The sequence below is a fragment of the Serratia sp. CY74737 genome (assembly GCF_052166775.1).
In the GTDB taxonomy this organism is placed as follows: domain Bacteria; phylum Pseudomonadota; class Gammaproteobacteria; order Enterobacterales; family Enterobacteriaceae; genus Serratia; species Serratia ureilytica.
In genome coordinates, this window is record NZ_JBJNOF010000008.1 from 63,648 (window position 1) to 81,737 (window position 18,090).

The 18,090-nt window shown below is 62.6% G+C and carries 12 protein-coding genes; 8 read left to right on the top strand and 4 right to left on the bottom strand.

The features are described 5' to 3' along the window. Positions 1-28: 28 nt before the first annotated feature. On the bottom strand, positions 29-1,678 hold the full coding sequence (pstA, locus tag ACJ8PE_RS13155) for a phosphate ABC transporter permease PstA (RefSeq protein ID WP_033644042.1): 1,650 nt from the start codon (positions 1,676-1,678) through the stop codon (positions 29-31). Beyond that, the gene (locus tag ACJ8PE_RS13160; RefSeq protein ID WP_197760223.1) at positions 1,675-3,846 is read right to left on the bottom strand and encodes an ABC transporter permease subunit; all 2,172 of its coding nucleotides are present in this window, start codon (positions 3,844-3,846) and stop codon (positions 1,675-1,677) included. Before ACJ8PE_RS13160 ends, pstA begins: the two co-directional genes overlap by 4 nt. 396 nt (positions 3,847-4,242) lie before the next feature. Here ACJ8PE_RS13160 and ppk1 point away from each other — a divergent pair, with 396 nt between their 5' ends. The 6 genes from ppk1 (at position 4,243) to ACJ8PE_RS13190 (ending at position 13,832) form a co-directional block, all read left to right on the top strand. Beyond that, entirely contained in the window at positions 4,243-6,306 is a 2,064-nt protein-coding gene (gene ppk1 / locus ACJ8PE_RS13165; RefSeq protein ID WP_033644044.1) for a polyphosphate kinase 1, read from the top strand. Between the two features lie 10 nt (positions 6,307-6,316). Then, positions 6,317-7,867: an exopolyphosphatase gene (gene ppx, locus ACJ8PE_RS13170; protein ID WP_033632396.1), complete on the top strand. Its 1,551-nt coding sequence runs from the start codon at positions 6,317-6,319 to the stop codon at positions 7,865-7,867. A 181-nt stretch (positions 7,868-8,048) separates the two neighbouring features. Next, positions 8,049-8,231 carry a YfgG family protein gene (locus tag ACJ8PE_RS13175; protein ID WP_004941600.1) on the top strand — a complete coding sequence of 61 codons (183 nt, stop codon included), beginning with the start codon at positions 8,049-8,051 and terminating at the stop codon, positions 8,229-8,231. A 103-nt stretch (positions 8,232-8,334) separates the two neighbouring features. Continuing rightward, positions 8,335-9,768 (top strand): magnesium transporter, encoded by a 1,434-nt coding sequence (gene mgtE, locus ACJ8PE_RS13180; protein WP_004941597.1) that lies wholly within the window; start codon positions 8,335-8,337, stop codon positions 9,766-9,768. Between the two features lie 185 nt (positions 9,769-9,953). After that, on the top strand, positions 9,954-13,283 hold the full coding sequence (locus tag ACJ8PE_RS13185) for a diguanylate cyclase (RefSeq protein ID WP_197793407.1): 3,330 nt from the start codon (positions 9,954-9,956) through the stop codon (positions 13,281-13,283). Positions 13,284-13,478: 195 nt separating this feature from the next. Further along, positions 13,479-13,832, top strand: coding sequence for a DNA-binding protein (locus tag ACJ8PE_RS13190; RefSeq protein ID WP_033644048.1), 354 nt, complete (start codon positions 13,479-13,481; stop codon positions 13,830-13,832). 6 nt (positions 13,833-13,838) lie between these two features. Here ACJ8PE_RS13190 and alkA read toward each other — a convergent pair whose 3' ends face one another. Further along, positions 13,839-15,329 carry a DNA-3-methyladenine glycosylase 2 gene (gene alkA / locus ACJ8PE_RS13195; RefSeq protein ID WP_197793406.1) on the bottom strand — a complete coding sequence of 497 codons (1,491 nt, stop codon included), beginning with the start codon at positions 15,327-15,329 and terminating at the stop codon, positions 13,839-13,841. 164 nt (positions 15,330-15,493) lie between these two features. Between alkA and yegD the strand changes: the two genes are divergently transcribed. Together yegD and ACJ8PE_RS13205 are read left to right on the top strand one after the other, a co-directional pair. Further along, complete coding sequence (gene yegD, locus ACJ8PE_RS13200; protein WP_197760227.1) at positions 15,494-16,846, top strand: molecular chaperone; 1,353 nt, start codon at positions 15,494-15,496, stop codon at positions 16,844-16,846. A 51-nt stretch (positions 16,847-16,897) separates the two neighbouring features. After that, on the top strand, positions 16,898-17,464 hold the full coding sequence (locus ACJ8PE_RS13205) for a GNAT family N-acetyltransferase (RefSeq protein ID WP_197760228.1): 567 nt from the start codon (positions 16,898-16,900) through the stop codon (positions 17,462-17,464). Here ACJ8PE_RS13205 and ACJ8PE_RS13210 read toward each other — a convergent pair. Next, positions 17,461-18,078, bottom strand: coding sequence for a pyridoxamine 5'-phosphate oxidase family protein (locus ACJ8PE_RS13210; protein WP_197760229.1), 618 nt, complete (start codon positions 18,076-18,078; stop codon positions 17,461-17,463). The genes ACJ8PE_RS13205 and ACJ8PE_RS13210 overlap by 4 nt on opposite strands. Between the last annotated feature and the right edge of the window lie 12 nt (positions 18,079-18,090).

An 18,090-nucleotide genomic window follows, 5' to 3' on the forward strand; every position in this document is an offset into this window, starting at 1 on the left:
TACGCACTCCCCAAAAATAGCGTCATTGTTACTGCGACCATGCTCGGTACCGCTCCCTCAACGAATGGCGGATACCCATCGCCGCCAGATTCAAACTCACCACGATCGTCACCAGCAAGAAGGCGGTGGCGAACACCAACGGCCGCGCCGCCTCCACGCTCGGGCTCTGGAATGCCATATCGTAGATCTGGAAGCTCAAATGCATGAACTTCCGCTCCAGGTGCAGATACGGGAAAATCTCGTCCACCGGCAGCACCGGCACCGATTTCACGACCCCCACCAGCATCAGCGGCGCGGTCTCCCCGGCGGCGCGCGCCACCGCCAGGATCAGGCCGGTCATCATCGCCGGCGCCGCCATCGGCAGCACGATGCGCCACAGCGTCTCGGCCCGGCTGGCCCCCAGCGCCATCGAGCCCTGCCGCAGCGAGGTGGGTATGCGCGACAGCCCTTCCTCGGTGGCGACGATCACCACCGGCAGCGTCAGCAGCGCCAGCGTCAGCGCCGCCCACAGCACGCCGGGCGTGCCGAAGGTCGGGTTGGGCAGGGATTCAGGATAGAACAGCTGATCGAGCGTGCCGCCTATCATATAGACGAAGAAGCCGAGGCCGAATACGCCATAGACGATCGAGGGCACGCCGGCCAGATTGACCACCGCGATGCGGATCACCCGCGTCAGCAGATTGTTGCCGGCATATTCGTGCAGATACACCGCCGCGATCACGCCAAACGGCATCACCACGATCGACATCAGGATCACCATCAACACCGTGCCGAAAATGGCCGGGAACACCCCGCCCTCGGTATTCGCCTCGCGCGGGCTGTCGATGAGAAACTTCTTCACCTGCTCGCCCCAGTGCGCCAGCTTCTCGGAGGTGCTCATGGCGTTCGGGTACCAGGCATCGCGCACCTGGCTGAGCGGAATGGTCAACGTCTGCCCGTGCATGTCGCGCAGCAGCAACGCGTCGCGCTGGCGATCGCGGTTCAGCCCCGCCAGACGTTCGGACAACAGCTGATACTGCCGCTGCAGCTCCAGCCGTTCGGCCTTGATGGCGTCCTGCGCGCGGGCGTCCAGCTTATCGTCGCGCTGCAGGCGCTTTTCCCGCAGCCGCAGCGCGTCAAACTGCTGATTGATGCGCGCCATGTCGCGGAATTGAATGTCGTGCGCCTGGCGCGAGAGCGCGGCGATTTGCGGCAGGCGCTGCTGCAACGCCTGCCCCAGATTGCGGCCGGTCAGCGGTTGCCCGTCTTCCAGCAGCCCCGCCAGATAGCCGTAAGCGGTGCCGTGGCTGTCGCGTTCCAGCACCAGCAGGCTTCGCGGCGTGCTTTGGCTGCGGATATCGCTGGCCAGCAAGGTGCGGAAATCCTGCCCCTCGCGCTCGCGGTTGCCGACCTTAATCAGATAACGTTCGACGTTCTGCGCCTCGCCCGGCGGCGTGACGCCCGCCTCGGCCAGCTGGCGCCGGGAAATACTTTGTTGCTGGTACAACTCGCCGATCACCGTCACCGGCCCGGCGCCGTTCTGATTCAGTTCGAACTGATAAACCGGGCTCGGCCAGAAATAGCGCATCCCCTGCCCGGCCAGCAGCAACAAAATGCCGATCAGCGCCAGCAGGCTGACGGCGACCGAACCGGCGGTCAGCCACACCCACGGCGACCCGCTCTTCACCCAGTTTTTCATGGCGCCTCCTGATTCGGCGTGTAGCGCTTGCGCAGCCGCAGGCGCACCGCCTCCGCCAGCGTGTTGAACACGAAGGTGAAGACAAACAACACCAGCGCAGTCAGGAACAGCACGCGGTAATGGCTGCTGCCGGAAACCGCCTCCGGCATTTCGATGGCGATATTGGCCGCCAGCGCTCGCAGCCCCTGGAACAGGCTGCCGTCGATAATCGGCGTGTTGCCGGTGGCCATCAGCACGATCATGGTTTCTCCCACCGCGCGGCCAAAGCCGATCATCAGCGCGGAGAAAATGCCGGCGCTGGCGGATGGCAGCACCACCTTGATCACCGTCTGCCATTGGGTGGCGCCCAGCGCCAAAGAGCCCTGGCTCAGGGTGGCCGGCACGCTGAACAGCGCGTCCTCCGCCAGCGAGAAGATGATCGGCACCAGCGCGAACCCCATCGCCACGCCCACCACCAGCGCATTGCGCTGGTCATAATTATCCCCCAGCCAGAAATGCAGCGGCTCACCGAACAGCGCCACCTCCAGCCACGGCCCCAGGCTGAACGCCAGCCACACCGTCAACGCCAGCAGCGGCAACAGCAACAGCAGATCGACGCCCGGCCGGCAGCGCGGCATAAAGCGATGGGTCAACGCGCCGCACAGCAGCACCGCCGCCGCCAGCAGCAGCGGCAACGCCAGCACCGCCAACAGATACTGCTCGATGATCGGCGCCAGCCAGATGCCGGCCACCAGCCCGATAACCACCGTCGGCAGCGCGCCCATCACTTCGATAGCCGGTTTGATCACTCGCCGTAGCCCCGGCGTCATAAAATAAGCGGTATAGATGGCGCCGGCCAAGGCCAGCGGGATGGCGAACAGCATCGCGTAAGCCGCCGCCTTGAAGGTGCCGAAGATCACCGGCATCAGGCTGAATTTAGGTTGGTAGCTGTCTTCGCCGGAGGTGGACTGCCAGACATAGGCCGGCTGCGGGTAGTTCTCATACCACACCTTGCCCCACAGCGAACGCCAGGTGACGTCCGGATACGGGTTGTCGAGCGCATAGCGCTGCCAGCCCTGCGCGCTCTCCAGCAGCAGGCCATCGCCGCGCGGCGCGAACGCCATTTGCTGCACCTCGGCGCCCAAACGGGTATTCAGCAGCGGCTGGGATTGGATCGTGGAGAATAACGAGAAGCCGCCATCGGGCCGCAGGGTGGCGAACACCCGGCGATAAGGTTCAGCCACCGTCAGCTCCTGCCCGTCGGCGCCGTGGTCGAAATGCTGCACCGGCGTCAGTCGCCAGCGCTGCTCTTTTTCCACCTCAAACCACTCGCGCAGGTTGCCGTCGGCGCCCTTGATCAGCAGCGCGCTGCCGCCGGGCAGCGCCGTCATCTGGTACGGGGCGTGTTCGCCCAAGGTGCGCGTTTCACGTAGCTGCAGCTGCGCGCCGTCGATCTGGTAACGCGCCAGCCGGTTGCCCGCCAGCAGGTAAAGCTGGCGGCCATCCGGCGTCAGCACCAACTGCTCGGCGTCGTGTTCCAGCGGACGTTCGCTGAACTGCGGCGGCCGATCCGGGCTGAAACGGCCGAACACCAGCCGCCGATCGTCGGTCACCCCGGCCAGCAGATACTGCCCGCGATGCGCGTCCGCCAGCGACAACAGCTTCAGCGGCTTGCGCTGCGGATCCAGCGCCAGCGGCGGTTGCCCGAGCGGGAACAGCCACTGCGGCCGGCCGTTTTCCGCCGTGGCGAAATCCGCGCGCGCCACCACCAACCGGCCGTCGGCCTGCGCCAGTGCAAACAGATCGCGCTCTCCGGCGGCCTGCGCGAGCAGCGCCGGTTTGGCCAGCAGCGTTTGCTGCGCCAGCGGTGTCTGGGCCTGGCCGCTCGGCGCCGGCGACAGACGATAAAATTGCCCCGAGCCCTGCGCATCGATGCGATAACCGACGCGCTGCTGCACGTCCATGCCCAGCGCCAGCGCCGGGGAAGACGCCGCAATCGGCAGCGGCTGAGCCTGCCCAACCGAGGCCGGTTTGAACAGCGGCAGCACCGCAAACAGCAGATAAACGAAGATCAGCATCAACGTCATCAGCACCATCAGCCCGCAGGCGGTCACTGCCGCCTGCACGCCGCGGTCGATGCGCCCGCGCAGGCGATCTCGGGGATGTTGATTTGCCGTCGTCTGTGTCATGTGTCTCGCTGTCGCTGATGTAATCGGGCTTACGCCGTAAGATAACCGGGCATCTTATGTCAGTTTTATGACGTTTGCATGACAAAGTTACCCGACTCAATCCAGGTTTTTTACACTACCAACAGACAATATGGATTTGATATATTGCTGAAAAATGACCATAAACACGCTTTATAACGCCAAGAATAAGCCTGCTAACCGTCATTTCATGCTGATCGTTTCACTGCCAGGCATCCCGCCGCGGGGAAAATTTATTGCCGGCGAAAAACGCCGCGCGCCAACGCAATGGATATGTTGGACTTTCCTGTCAATCTCTCGCAATAATGATGAAGGACACTAGAGCGGCATCCGGGCGCTGCGTCCCGGATCCTATTCTAAAATTGAACTGGAGTGGCAATGGGTCAGGAAAAGCTCTACATCGAAAAAGAACTAAGCTGGTTATCCTTTAATGAGCGCGTGTTGCAGGAAGCCGCAGATAAGAGCAATCCCCTGATTGAACGAATGCGTTTTCTGGGCATTTACTCCAACAACCTCGACGAGTTCTATAAAGTCCGCTTCGCCGATCTCAAACGCCGCATCCTGATCAGCGAAGAGCAGGGCTCCGCCGGCGCCTCACGCCACCTGCTGAAAAAGATCCAGGCCAAGGTGCTGAAAACCGATCAGGAATTCGACGGCCTGTACAACGATCTGCTGCTGGAAATGGCGCGCAACCAGATCTTCCTGATCAACGAACGCCAGGTGTCCGAAAACCAGCAAATCTGGCTGCGCCAGTATTTCAAACAGCATCTGCGCCAGCACATCACGCCGATCCTGATCAACCACGACACCAATCTGGTGCAGTTCCTTAAAGACGATTACACCTATCTGGCGGTGGAAATTATCCGCGGCGCGCGCACCGACTATGCGCTGCTGGAAATCCCGTCGGACAAAGTGCCGCGCTTCGTCAATCTGCCGCCGGAAGCGCCGCGCCGCCGCAAGCCGATGATCCTGCTGGACAACATTCTGCGTTACTGCCTGGATGAGATTTTCAAAGGCTTCTTCGACTACGACGCGCTCAACGCCTATTCGATGAAGATGACCCGCGACGCCGAGTACGATCTGGTGACCGAAATGGAATCCAGCCTGCTGGAACTGATGTCCTCCAGCCTGAAACAGCGCCTCACCGCCGAACCGGTGCGCTTCGTTTATCAGCGCGACATGCCGAACGAGATGGTGGAACTGCTGCGCGGCAAGCTGGGCATCTCCAACTACGATTCGGTGATCGCCGGCGGCCGCTATCACAATTTTAAAGACTTCATCAGCTTCCCGAACGTCGGCAAGGCCAACCTGGTCAACAAGCCGCTGCCGCGCCTGCGCCACATCTGGTTCGACGGTTTCCGCAACGGCTTCGACGCCATTCGCGAAAAAGACGTGCTGCTCTACTACCCGTACCACACCTTTGAGCACGTGCTGGAGCTGCTGCGCCAGGCGTCGTTCGATCCGAGCGTGCTGGCGATCAAAATCAACATCTACCGCGTGGCGAAAGACTCGCGCATCATCGAATCGATGATCCACGCCGCGCACAACGGCAAAAAGGTCACTGTGGTGGTCGAGCTGCAGGCGCGCTTCGACGAAGAGGCCAACATTCACTGGGCGAAGCGCCTGACCGAAGCCGGCGTACACGTGATCTTCTCGGCGCCGGGGCTGAAAATCCACGCCAAACTGTTCCTGATTTCGCGCCGTGAAGGCGATGAAATTGTGCGCTATGCTCATATCGGCACCGGCAACTTTAACGAAAAAACCGCGCGCATCTATACCGACTATTCGCTGCTGACCGCCGACTCGCGCATCACCAACGAAGTGCGCCGGGTGTTCAACTTTATCGAGAACCCCTACCGGCCGGTCACCTTCGACAACCTGATGGTATCGCCGCAGAACTCGCGCCTGAAGCTGTATGAACTGATCGACAACGAAATCGCCAACGCCCAGGCCGGGGAACAGGCCGGCATTATGTTGAAAATAAATAATCTGGTGGATAAAGGGCTGGTAGATCGGTTATATACCGCGTCCGGCGCCGGCGTGAAGATCCGCCTGCTGGTGCGGGGCATGTGTTCCCTGATTCCCAACCTGCCGGGGATCAGCGACAATATTCAGGTGATCAGCATCGTCGATCGCTTTTTGGAACACGATCGGGTTTACGTTTTCGACAACAAAGGTGACAAACGGGTGTATCTGTCCTCCGCCGACTGGATGACCCGCAACATAGATTACCGTATCGAAGTGGCGGTATCGCTGCTGGATCCGGCGCTGAAACAGCGCGTTCTGGACATTCTGGAGATCCTGTTCAGCGATACGGTCAAGGCCCGTTATGTGGATAAAGAACTGAGCAACCAGTACGTGCCGCGCGGCAACCGCCGCAAAGTGCGCGCCCAGGTGGCTATTTACGAGTATTTAAAAGCTCTGGAACAACCAGGACAGTAGGCCAGCAACTATGCCGCTAAAAAACACTGCAACGAACAAACCGCAGGAAATCGCCGCCATCGACCTCGGGTCGAACAGTTTCCACATGGTGATCGCCCGCGTCGTCAACGGCGCCTTACAGGTATTGGGCCGTTTAAAACAGCGGGTGCACCTCGCCGACGGATTGGACAGCAACAACGTACTCAGTGAAGAGGCGATAGAACGCGGCCTGGCCTGCCTGGCGCTGTTTGCCGAACGGCTGCAGGGCTTCCCGGCGGATAACGTCACCATCGTCGGGACCCACACCCTGCGCCAGGCGGTGAACGCCGAAGTGTTCCTCAAGCGCGCCGCCAAAGTGATCCCCTACCCGATCGAAATCATCGCCGGCCAGGAAGAAGCGCGCCTGATCTTCATGGGCGTGGAGCATACTCAACCGGAGAAAGGCCGCAAGCTGGTGATCGACATCGGCGGCGGCTCGACCGAGCTGGTGATCGGCGAAGACTTCGAGCCGCTGCTGGCGGAAAGCCGCCGCATGGGCTGCGTCAGCTTCGCCCAGCTGTTCTTCCCCGGCGGCGAGATCAGCAAAAACAACTTCCGCCGCGCGCGGCTGGCGGCGGCGCAGAAGCTGGAAACGCTGGCCTGGCAGTACCGCATTCAGGGCTGGCAGTACGCGCTGGGCGCCTCAGGCACCATCAAGGCCGCCCACGAAGTGCTGGTGGCGATGGGCGAAAAAGACGGTCTGATCACCCTCGAACGCCTGGAAATGCTCGCCGAACAGGTGCTGCAGTTCAAAAGCTTCAGCTCACTGAGCCTGCCGGGGCTGTCGGAAGATCGCCAATCGGTGTTCGTGCCGGGGCTGGCTATCCTGTGCGGCGTGTTCGATGCACTCGCGATCCGCGATCTGCGCCTGTCTGACGGTGCGCTGCGCGAAGGCGTGCTGTATGAAATGGAAGGCCGCTTCCGCCACCAGGACATCCGCAGCCGCACCGCGAAAAGCCTGGCCGATCACTACAACATCGACCGCGAACAGGCCAAGCGAGTGCTGGAAACCACCGAACTGCTCTATTCGCAGTGGATGGCGCAAAACACCAAGCTGGTGCATCCGCAATTGGAAGCCCTGCTGAAATGGGCCGCCATGCTGCACGAAGTGGGGCTGAGCATCAACCACAGCGGCATGCATCGCCATTCGGCCTACATTCTGCAAAACTCCAATCTGCCTGGCTTTAACCAGGAACAGCAGCTGCTGTTGGCGGCGTTGGTGCGTTTCCACCGCAAGGCGATCAAGCTGGAAGAGCTGCCGCGCCTCAACCTGTTCAAAAAGAAACACTACCTGCCGCTGATCCAGCTGCTGCGACTGAGCACCCTGCTCAACAACCAGCGCCAGTCGACCACCACGCCGGAAACGCTGCGCCTGACCACCGACGACAACCACTGGACGCTGCGCTTCCCGGCCGGCTATCTGGCGCAAAACAACCTGGTGCAGCTGGACTTCGAGCGCGAGCAGGCCTACTGGAACGACGTCGTCGGCTGGAAGCTGCTGATCGACGAAGAAGGTTCGCAAGACGAACAGCGCTCCGCCTGATCCCCCGCCCCCTGCCAGCCAGGGGGTTTTTCTTTCCGCCCCCGCTCCGCCAACTTAAACGAAACCCTAATACGGCGCGCCGCTCGCCGGAAAAAAATGGACAACTTTTGTCATCAGCGCCTAAAATCCGGTTACAAATTCTCGAGCGAATAACACAGGACACCGGCATACCGGGTGATATATGCGCAAGAAAACCACCGGACAGATGACGAAGATAGTGTTGTTTATCAGCTTTATCATTTTAGTCGGCCGACTGCTGTACGCCGCCGTGGTGGCGGTGCCTCATCATCAGGAAAAAAAGCAGGCCGCTGCGCAAAACGCCGCCGAAGTCAGCGCGCCGCAACAGGACGCCTCCTCTGAATAACCGCCGCGCCCCGTCCGTTTCATAAAAATGACTCCGGCACTCGCTATGCTCTATCTTTTAATGAGCCTGCGTCAGGAACGCCGAGCGCCCGTTAAGGAACACCATGTCAGCCGCAACCCATAACGTCAAAAAAGTCGCTGAACACCGCCAGCGCATTCTCACTCTGTTGTTGAACAATAAGGAATTGGTCGACGGCATTCTCGGCCGGCCAGGGGATGAACACGCCCTCAGCCAAAGCGAACTGCTGAACCAAACGGCGGAAATTACCGGCCTGCTTGACGACATGCACGCCGCCGACCTGGCGGACCTGCTGGAAGCGCTGCCGCAGGACGAGCGCATGGCGCTGTGGCGGCTGGTGGGCAACAGCAAGCGCGGCCAGACGCTGGTGGAGGTCGCCGAGCCGGTCTGGGACAGCCTGATCGAGGAAATGAGCGACAAAGACCTGCTCAAGGCGATCAAAACGCTGGACGTCGATGAACAGGCCTACCTGGCGCAATACCTGCCGCGAAATCTGATGGGCCGGTTGCTGACCTCACTGGAGCCGGAGCAGCGCGCCCAGGTGCGCGAGATGAGCCAGTACGCCAAAGACAGCGTCGGCTGGATGATGGATTTCGAACTGGTGACAGTGCGGCCGGACGTCACGCTCGGCGCGGTGCATCGTTTTTTGCGCATGCGCAAAACCATTCCCGACGCCACCGATAAACTGTTCGTCACCGATCGCAAAAATACCCTGCTGGGCGAACTGCCGCTCACCGCGGTGCTGCTGAACGACCCGGAAATCCCGGTACGCGAAGTGATGGACAGCGACCCCGCCACCTTTCAGCCTGAGGACAAGGCCGATGAAGCGGCGGGCGCGTTCGAACGTTATGACCTGATCAGCGCCCCGGTGGTTGACGCCAAAGGCAAACTGATGGGCCGCCTGACCATCGAAGAGATCGTCGACGCCGTCAACGAAGAGAGCGACACCAACCTGCGCCGCATGGGCGGTTTAAGCCCGGAAGAAGACGTGTTCGCCCCGGTCAGCAAAGCGGTTAAAACCCGCTGGGCCTGGCTGGCGATCAACCTCTGCACCGCATTCATCGCCTCGCGGGTGATCGGCCTGTTCGAGCACACCATTTCCCAGCTGGTGGCGCTGGCGGCGCTGATGCCGATCGTCGCCGGCATCGGCGGCAACACCGGCAACCAGACCATCACCATGATCGTGCGCGCGCTGGCGCTGCACCAGATTGAAGTCGGCAACATCTCGCGCCTGATGCTCAGAGAGCTGGGCGTCGCCATCATCAACGGCGTGGTGTGGGGCGGCATCATGGGCGTGATCACCTGGCTGCTGTACGGCGACGCGGCGATGGGCGGCGTGATGACGTTGGCGATGCTGCTCAACCTGCTGCTGGCGGCGCTGATGGGCGTGGTGATCCCGATGACCATGCTAAAACTGGGCCGCGATCCGGCGGTCGGCTCGAGCGTGCTCATCACCGCGCTGACCGATACCGGCGGCTTCTTCATCTTCCTCGGCCTCGCCACCCTGTTCCTGCTGTAAGACGCTCAAAGCCGGCCCCGCGCCGGCTTTTTCGTCATTCTGTCGCCGGGTTTGCGCTAACGCAGTAAAGTCGGCCCTCCCGGTAGGTTTTCCTCCCGCGCTGTACTACCCTTTTTCAATAAATCATCTTGATTCATCCACGTCATGAATCCAATCACTGGCAGAGGTCATCGGTAAGGATGTCTATGGATATCAGCGCGCCGAACGCGTTCGGCACACACAAAGGCGTTATGCTGACACATTCTCTGTTCGTGGCGCTGGCGACATTTTTACTCGCCTTGCTGAGCCTGTCGTTATCCAGTGAGGCTCATCACTTCACGCCGCTGTGGTCCCCGACCGCCGCCGCGATCGCCGTGCTGTATCGCCATCCCCCGCGTCATTGGGGTTTGCCGCTGCTGGCCAGCGGCACAGGCATCGTGCTCGCCAGCTTCCTGCTGTTCGGCCTCAGCGCCATTCCCGTCAAGCTGGCCGCCATCAACCTGCTGGAAGCGGCAGTGTGCGCTCTGCTGCTGCGCCGCACGCTGCCGGCGATCGATCCGCTGAGCGATCTGGGCTGTTGGCTGCGCTTCGTGGTCTGCGCGGTGATCTTTACCCCGTTGTTCAGCGCGCTGCTGGCCGCCGGACTGATCTCTACGCCGGACCAAACGTTTTGGCAATCGTTCGGTACCTGGTTCATCTCTGAGGCGATAGGGGTGCTGTCGCTGGCGCCGCTCGGGCTCACCTATCACCGCCGCCTGTTGGCCGGGCTGAATCCGTATCCGCTGCTGTTGACCCTGATGGGCTCGCTGGCCTTCAGCTATCTGGCGTTGACGCATCTGCCCTTCCCCTTTACCTTCGTCATCCTGCCGCTGCTGTGGGCGGCTATCGCCCTGTCGCGCTTCGAAACCTTCACCGTCTGTTTCTGCACTCTCCTGCTGATCACCGTCCTGCTGTCGCTGGGCCTGCTGCGCCTTCAGTCTTCCCAGCACACTTTCCTGGGCGAACTCGGCCTCTATCTGCCGATGTTGCTGATCCTGATCCCGGCGCACGCCATGGCGATGGTGATGCACACCTTCCGGGTGGAAAAGCAACATATCGTCGAGAGCGAAAGCCGCTTTCGCAGCGCGCTGGAGTATTCCGCCATCGGCATGGCGCTGGTGTCGCCCGAGGGCAAATGGCTACAGGTTAACCAGGCGCTGTGCAAGCTGCTCGGCTATCCGCCCGAAAGACTTTATCGCCTGACCTTTCAAGAGATCACCCACCCGGACGATCTGAACGCCGACCTGACCCAACTGCACGAACTGCTCGACGGCCATATCAGCAGCTACACCATGGAGAAACGCTATATCCGCAGCGACGGCCAGACGGTCTGGGCGCTGCTGGCGGTCTCGCTGGTGCGCGACGGCGAAGGTCGGCCGTTGTACTTCATCTCTCAGGTGGAGGACATCAGCGACCTTAAGCGCAGCGAGGCGGAGAACAATCGGTTGGTGGAGCGCATCACGCTGGCCAACCAGGTGGGCGGCGTCGGCATCTGGGAATGGGTGATGAGCCAGGAAAACTTCACCTGGGATCAGCGCATGTTCGAACTCTACGATCTCACCCCCGACCAAACGCCGACGCTGGCGTTGTGGCGTACCCTGCTGGTGCCGGAAGATCGCGAGCGCACCGATCGCGAGCTGGCCGAGATCCTGGCGCAGCCGCGGCCATTCATCATGGAGTTTCGCATCACTACGCGCAGCGGCAAAGTGCGCCATATCCGCGGCCAGGGCAACGTGATCCTCGACGATCGGGGCCGGCCGCTGCGCCTGATCGGCACCAATATCGACATGACCGAGCTCAAGAGCCTCGCCGAGGCGCTGCACGAAGAGAAAGAGCGCCTGCACATCACCCTCGACGCCATCGGCGAAGGGGTGATCTCCACCGACAGCCACCTGCGCATCACCTTTATGAATCCGGTGGCGGAACAGATGTGCGGCTGGCCGCTCGAATTGGCGATCGGTATGCCCGTCGCCGGCGTGGTGCGCCTGACCAACGGCAAAGACGGCCCGGAAATCGAAAACCTCACGCAATACCCACGGCAATGGCCGGCGGATTATGCGCTGGTGCTGCACAGCCGCGACGGGCGTTATTTCGACGTACAGCAGTCGGTCTCACCGCTGAAAACCCTCGACGGGGAAACCATGGGCGCGGTGATGGTGCTGCAGGACGTCACCGCCTCGCGCGAACTGATGAAAAAACTCAGCTACAGCGCCTCGCACGATGCGCTGACCGGATTGCCGAACCGCACCCGCTTCGAGAAACAGCTGAAAGCGGCGATCGTCGCCGGCGGGGAACCGTCGCCGCCGCATTCGCTGGTGTTCCTCGATCTGGATCGGTTCAAGGCGGTGAACGACACCGCCGGCCATGCGGCGGGCGATGCCCTGCTGCGGGACATCGCCCAACTGATGCGGCATCAGCTGCGCCATAGCGACTGCCTGGCCCGGCTGGGCGGCGACGAGTTCGGTCTGATCCTGTACGACTGCCGGCTGGAACAGGCCAAATCGCTGGTGCAGCAAGTGGTTAATCAAATCAGCCAGCACCCGTTCTACTGGGAAGGGAAGATTTACCGCGTCGGCGCCAGCGCCGGCATCACGCGCATCAGCGCCGACGCCAAAAGCAGCGAACTGCTGGCGCAGGCCGATATCGCCTGCTACACCGCCAAGCACCAGGGGCGCGGCCAGGTTTATCTGTACGAAACGCGGCAGAAACAGCTGCTGGAGCGGCAGCACGAGGTGCTGAGCCTGCAGGAAGTGCAGACGATCATCAGCGAGGGGCAACTGCGGCTGCTGACTCACGCGGTCGCGCCGCCGGCGACGCCGCTGTCGGCCGCGTTTCACCAGGTGAAGCTGCAGGTGATGGCGCCGGACGAGCGCCCGCTGTCGCGCGAGGCGTTCATCGCCGCCGCGCAGCTGTACGGCCTGATGCCGGACATCGACCGCTGGACGGCGGCGCAACTGCTGGTGAAATATGCCGACGACATCAAACGCAAAGGGCTGTCGCTCGCGCTGCCGCTGGCCATCGACAGCCTGCTGAGCGCCGACTTCCAGCGCTACCTGACGGAAACGGTGCGCGCTTCCTCGCTGCCGCCGCAGGCGCTGCTGTTCAGCATCGATGAGGCCGCGATACTGGAGCACGCCGCGCAATGTCGGGCATTTCTCCGCGAACTGCAGCAGCAGGGCTGCCGGCTGATCGTCAACGGCTTCGGGCATAACATCAATGCGTTCGATGAGCTCAGCGACCAGAGGATCGACATCATTCGCATCGATGAACGCTTTATCACCAACGTGCACTGCAACCAGATGGACGAGCTGATGGTCTCGATGCTCAACGGCGCGGCGCATCGCATTAAAGCGCAGACCTTCGCCGGACCGGCTCACCAGCCGGTGACGCTGCAGGCGCTGCGCGACATTGGCGTCGATCTGGCGGACGGCGACCAGGTGGCGCTGGAGCAGCCGCTGGCGGTGTTGCTCAGCGACGGCTATTTCGGCATCCGTTAACCCTCTCCCCCCTCTCAGGCGCCGTCTCCCGGGCGGCGCCTCGCATCTCGTTCGTTACATGATATTAACCAAGACAAGATTAGTGATATAAATAACACCTGAAGCTTAAACGATTAAGTAAGATGAAATCCCCATGCGAACATCGACGTATCCGTTGATTTTCCTCGACAGGTGATGGCTCAGAGACAAGGGACTATGGAAAAGAAATGGTTTTCCGCCAGGGAACTGATGGGTAAGGCGGGGTTGCCCTCAACCCCGCAAGGGGTCAATTTGATGGCCCGGCGCGAAGGCTGGGTCAGCCGCCGCCGCAGCGGCGTACAGGGCAAAGCGCTGGAATACCATATCGACAGTCTGCCGTTCGGCGCGCGCAGCCTGTCGGCGTTGCGCGAAACCGACCATCCGGATTACGACGTCAAACGTCAGGATCCGGTACGGGTCTGGATCGAGTATTACTATCACCTCACGCCGGCCGAACGGGAAAAGCTGCTGGCGTTCCTGATGCGTGAAGGCATGAGCCGCCTGCTGCAGCTGATCGAGTCTCCCCGCTAGCCGCGTTCAACTCTCCGCTTCCGGCGCCCAGCCGCCGTTGTGCCACAGATGCAGCGTGGCGTAAGAGCGCCACGGGCGCCAGCGCTCGGCGTAGCGTTCAATCTGGCGCGGCGTCATGCCGGGGAAACGCTGTTTGATCAGGTAGTCGCCGGCCAGGAACACGTCCGGCCACGACCAGGCGCGCATCGCGATATAGCTGGCGGTCCAGTTGCCGATACCCGGCAGCGCGGTCAGCGCCTTGATGCCCTGTTCGATATCCAGCACGTTGTCGAGCTGCAGCCGCCCTTCCCCCAACGCGCGGGCGATCTCGATCAGCGCCGCCGCGCGCTTCACTTGCACCCCGAGCGGGCGCAGTTCTTCAGGCTGCAGCTGCGCCACCCGTTCTGCTGTGGGGAAAACGTGGGTGATGCCCTCATGCGGCGTCACCAGCGCTTCGCCCCAGCGTTCGGCCATCCGCCCGGCGAAGGTCGCCGCCATTTTCACGCTGACCAACTGCCCCAGCACCGCACGCGCCGCCTGCTCGAAACTGTTCACGCAGCCCGGCAGGCGCAGCCCCGGCACATCGGCCGCCAGCGAGCCCAGCGCCTCATTGATGCGATCCGGCGCGGCGTCCAGATCAAACAGCAGGCGCACCCGGCGCAACACCTCCGTCGTCACCAAACTGAGCGTCGGCGCAATCTCGACCCGAACCCGATTGCGCGCCTCTTCCGGCTGCACGCTGAGCCAGCCGCGGTGTTCCGTGCCGCCCTGGCTGACGGCGATCGAGCGCAGGTAGCGGCGCCCCTCGACCCGCTCCACGCCCTGCACGGCGCGCGCCTGCAAGAAATTCAGCATGCGCGCCCAGTCATAGGGCGGCCGATAGCCCAGGTGGAACACCAACCCGCTGGCGGCAGCCCGTTCACCGCGCGCGCCGCCGCTGCGCAGCGCCGACGGGATCAGGCGGTAACGCGCCTTGAACAGCTCGTTGAAACGCCGCAGGCTGCCGAAACCGGCGGCAAACGCCACTTCGCTGAGCGGCAGATCGGTGTCCGCCAGCAGGCGCTTGGCCTGCAGCAGCCGGTGCGACTGCGCGTAATCGATAGGCGAGGCGCCAAACTGTTCGGCGAAGATGCGCCGCAGATGGCGATCGGAAATGCCCAGCCGCGCCGCCAGCGCTTCGCAGCTGTGTTCGGACAGATACCCCTGCTCGATGAGCTGCACCGCCACCTGGGCATAGCGGTTGCCCAGGTCGATCAGCGCCAGGCCGGGCGCCAGTTCCGGTCGGCATTTGAGGCAGGGGCGAAACCCCGCCAGTTCAGCCGCCGCCGCGCTCGGATAAAAGGTGCAGTTTTCCAGCTTCGGCGTGCGGGCGCTGCACACCGGGCGACAATAGATGCCGGTGGAAGATACGCCAACGAAAAAACGGCCGTCGAATTTGCGGTCACGCGCGCGCAGCGCGTCGTACAACGCTTGCTGTTGAGTATTCATGGCAACGCTCGGGTTCGGTTTTTTTTGCATTATGGGACTCGGCTGGCGCGCTGACGTGCGGAATTCGGACATTAAGTTAAGCACGCCGCCGCCGCGCCCGCTAAATTTTTCGACACTCGCGCATCAGCGCATTGCCCGCCGGCCCCGTCTCGGGTAAAGTCGCCCCCCTTCATTGGCATGGGGACAAAAAAGAGATGTTTATTGGATTCGATTACGGGACAGCCAACTGTTCCGTTGCAGTGATGCGCGACCACGGCCCCGAGCTGTTGACGCTGGAAAACAACGCGCCGTATCTGCCTTCGATGCTGTGCGCGCCGACCCGCGAAGCGGTGAGCGAATGCCTGCACCGCCATTGGCAGGTGCCGACCGGCAGCGAAGAAAACCAGCAGTTGCTGCGCCGCGCTATCAGTTACAACCGCGAAGAAGACATTCCGGTCAACGGCGACAGCGTGCTGTTCGGCCTGCAGGCGCTGGCGCACTACATGGAGGATCCGGAAGAGGTGTACTTCGTGCGCTCGCCGAAATCCTTCCTCGGCGCCAACGGCCTGAAGCCGCAGCAGATCGCGCTGTTCGAAGACCTGGTGTGCGCCATGATGTTCCACATCAAACGCCAGGCGGAAAACGTGCTGCAAACCGGCATCGATCAGGCGGTGATCGGCCGGCCGATCAACTTCCAGGGCATCGGCGGCGAAGAGGCCAACCGGCAGGCGCAGGGCATTCTGCAACGCGCCGCCGAACGCGCCGGTTTCAAGGACATTGAGTTCCAGTTCGAGCCGGTGGCGGCGGGGCTGGACTTCGAAGCGACGCTGAGCGAAGAGCAAACCGTGCTGGTAGTGGACATCGGCGGCGGCACCACCGACTGCTCGGTGCTGCTGATGGGGCCGCAGTGGCGCAACCGCGCCGATCGCCAGCAGAGCCTGCTGGGCCACAGCGGCTGCCGGGTCGGCGGTAACGATCTGGACATCATGCTGGCCTTCAAGCAGCTGATGCCGCTGTTCGGCCTGGGCGGTGAAACCGCGAAAGGCATCGCCCTGCCGGCGCTGCCTTACTGGAACGCGGTGGCGACCAACGACGTGCCGGCGCAAAACGATTTCTACAGCGCCGCCAACGGCCGCGTGCTGAGCGATCTGATCCTCGACGCGGCGGAGCCGGAAAAGGTTAAGCGCCTGCTGAAAGTGTACCAGCAGCGCCTGAGCTATCGATTGGTGCGGGCGGCCGAAGAGAGTAAGATCGCCCTGTCCGGCCAAACGGCCATCAGCGCGCCGCTCAATTTCGTGCAGGCCGATCTGGCGGAGAACATCAGCCAGGATCAGCTCGCCGACGCCATCTCGCAGCCGTTGATGCGCATTCAGGAGCAGGTCAGCGCCGCGCTGGCCAGCAGCCAGACCGCACCGCAGGTGATCTACCTGACCGGCGGCAGCGCGCGTTCGCCGCTGCTGCGCGCCGCGCTGCAACAGCAGCTGCCGGGCATTCCGATCGTCGGCGGCAACGACTTCGGCTCGGTCACCGCCGGGCTGGCGCGCTGGGCGCAAACGCTGTTCCGTTGACAGCCCAAGGGCGCGGCTCGCCGCGCCCTTGTTCATTGGAGGCTATGCATCATGTCGACCATCCTTACCCTCGACAGCGCCAGGCTGCGGCTGCGCCCCTGGCGCGACGACGACCTGCCGGCCTTCGCCGCGCTCAACGCCGATCCGCAGGTCATGCGCTATTTCCCGGCGACGATGACGACCGAGGAAAGCCGCGCGCAGGCCGAACGCATCCGCGCCTTCCTGCAACAGCACGGCTGGGGGCTGTGGGCGGTGGAAGTGAAAAGCGGCGCGCCTTTTATCGGTTTTGTCGGGCTGGCGCGGCCGGGCGACGATCTGCCTTTCTCCCCCTGCGTGGAGATCGGCTGGCGGCTGGCGGCGGCCCACTGGGGCAACGGCTACGCCGCTGAGGCGGCGCGCGCCGCGCTGGCGTGCGCCTTCGACACGCTGCATTTGCCGGAAGTGGTGTCCTTCACCGCCGAAGATAACCAGCCGTCGCGCCGGGTGATGACGCGCATCGGTATGCGCTTCGACGGCGAAACCTTCCTGCACCCGCGTCTGCCGGTGGGCCATCCGCTGCAAAAGCACGTCTTATACCGGCTGAATCGACAAACGTGGCGCGAACGCCACGGCGATTAATACAGCGTATCCTTCAGCCGCTGCGGCAGCGCGCTGTCGTACTCCTCACCGTCGAAGCGCGTTTGGCTCACCGCAGCCAAAATATGGCCGGGGCTGGGTAGCGCCGAACGCTCGAGGCGGCTGGCCTCTTCCCATAATCCCGAACGCAAGATCGCCCGGCTGCACTGGAAGAACACCGCCTCCACCCGAATGCGCAGCATCGAACGCGGCAGCTGGTTGCGGTGGGCGAAGCGCTGCAACACCGCCGGCGCCACCACGATCTCCGCCCGCCCGTTAATCCGCAGCGTTTCGCCGATGCCGGGGATCAGCAGCAGCAGCGCCACCCGGCTGTCGTGCAGGATATTGCGCAGGCTGTCGATGCGGTTATTGCCGCGCCGATCCGGCAACAGCAAGGTTTTCTCGTCTTCGATATGAATGAAACCGGCCGGATCGCCGCGCGGCGAGACGTCCATGCCGTCCGGCCCCACCGTCGAGAGGGCGGCGAACGGCGCCGCCTCGATAAACGGACGGTACGCCGGGTGGATGTAGCTGACTTCTTTAAAAACCGAGGGCGCGGCGGGCTTGCCGTACAGCTGTTCCAGCGCCGCGAGGTCGTTGATGATATCGCCAGACATTGCAGTTTCCTG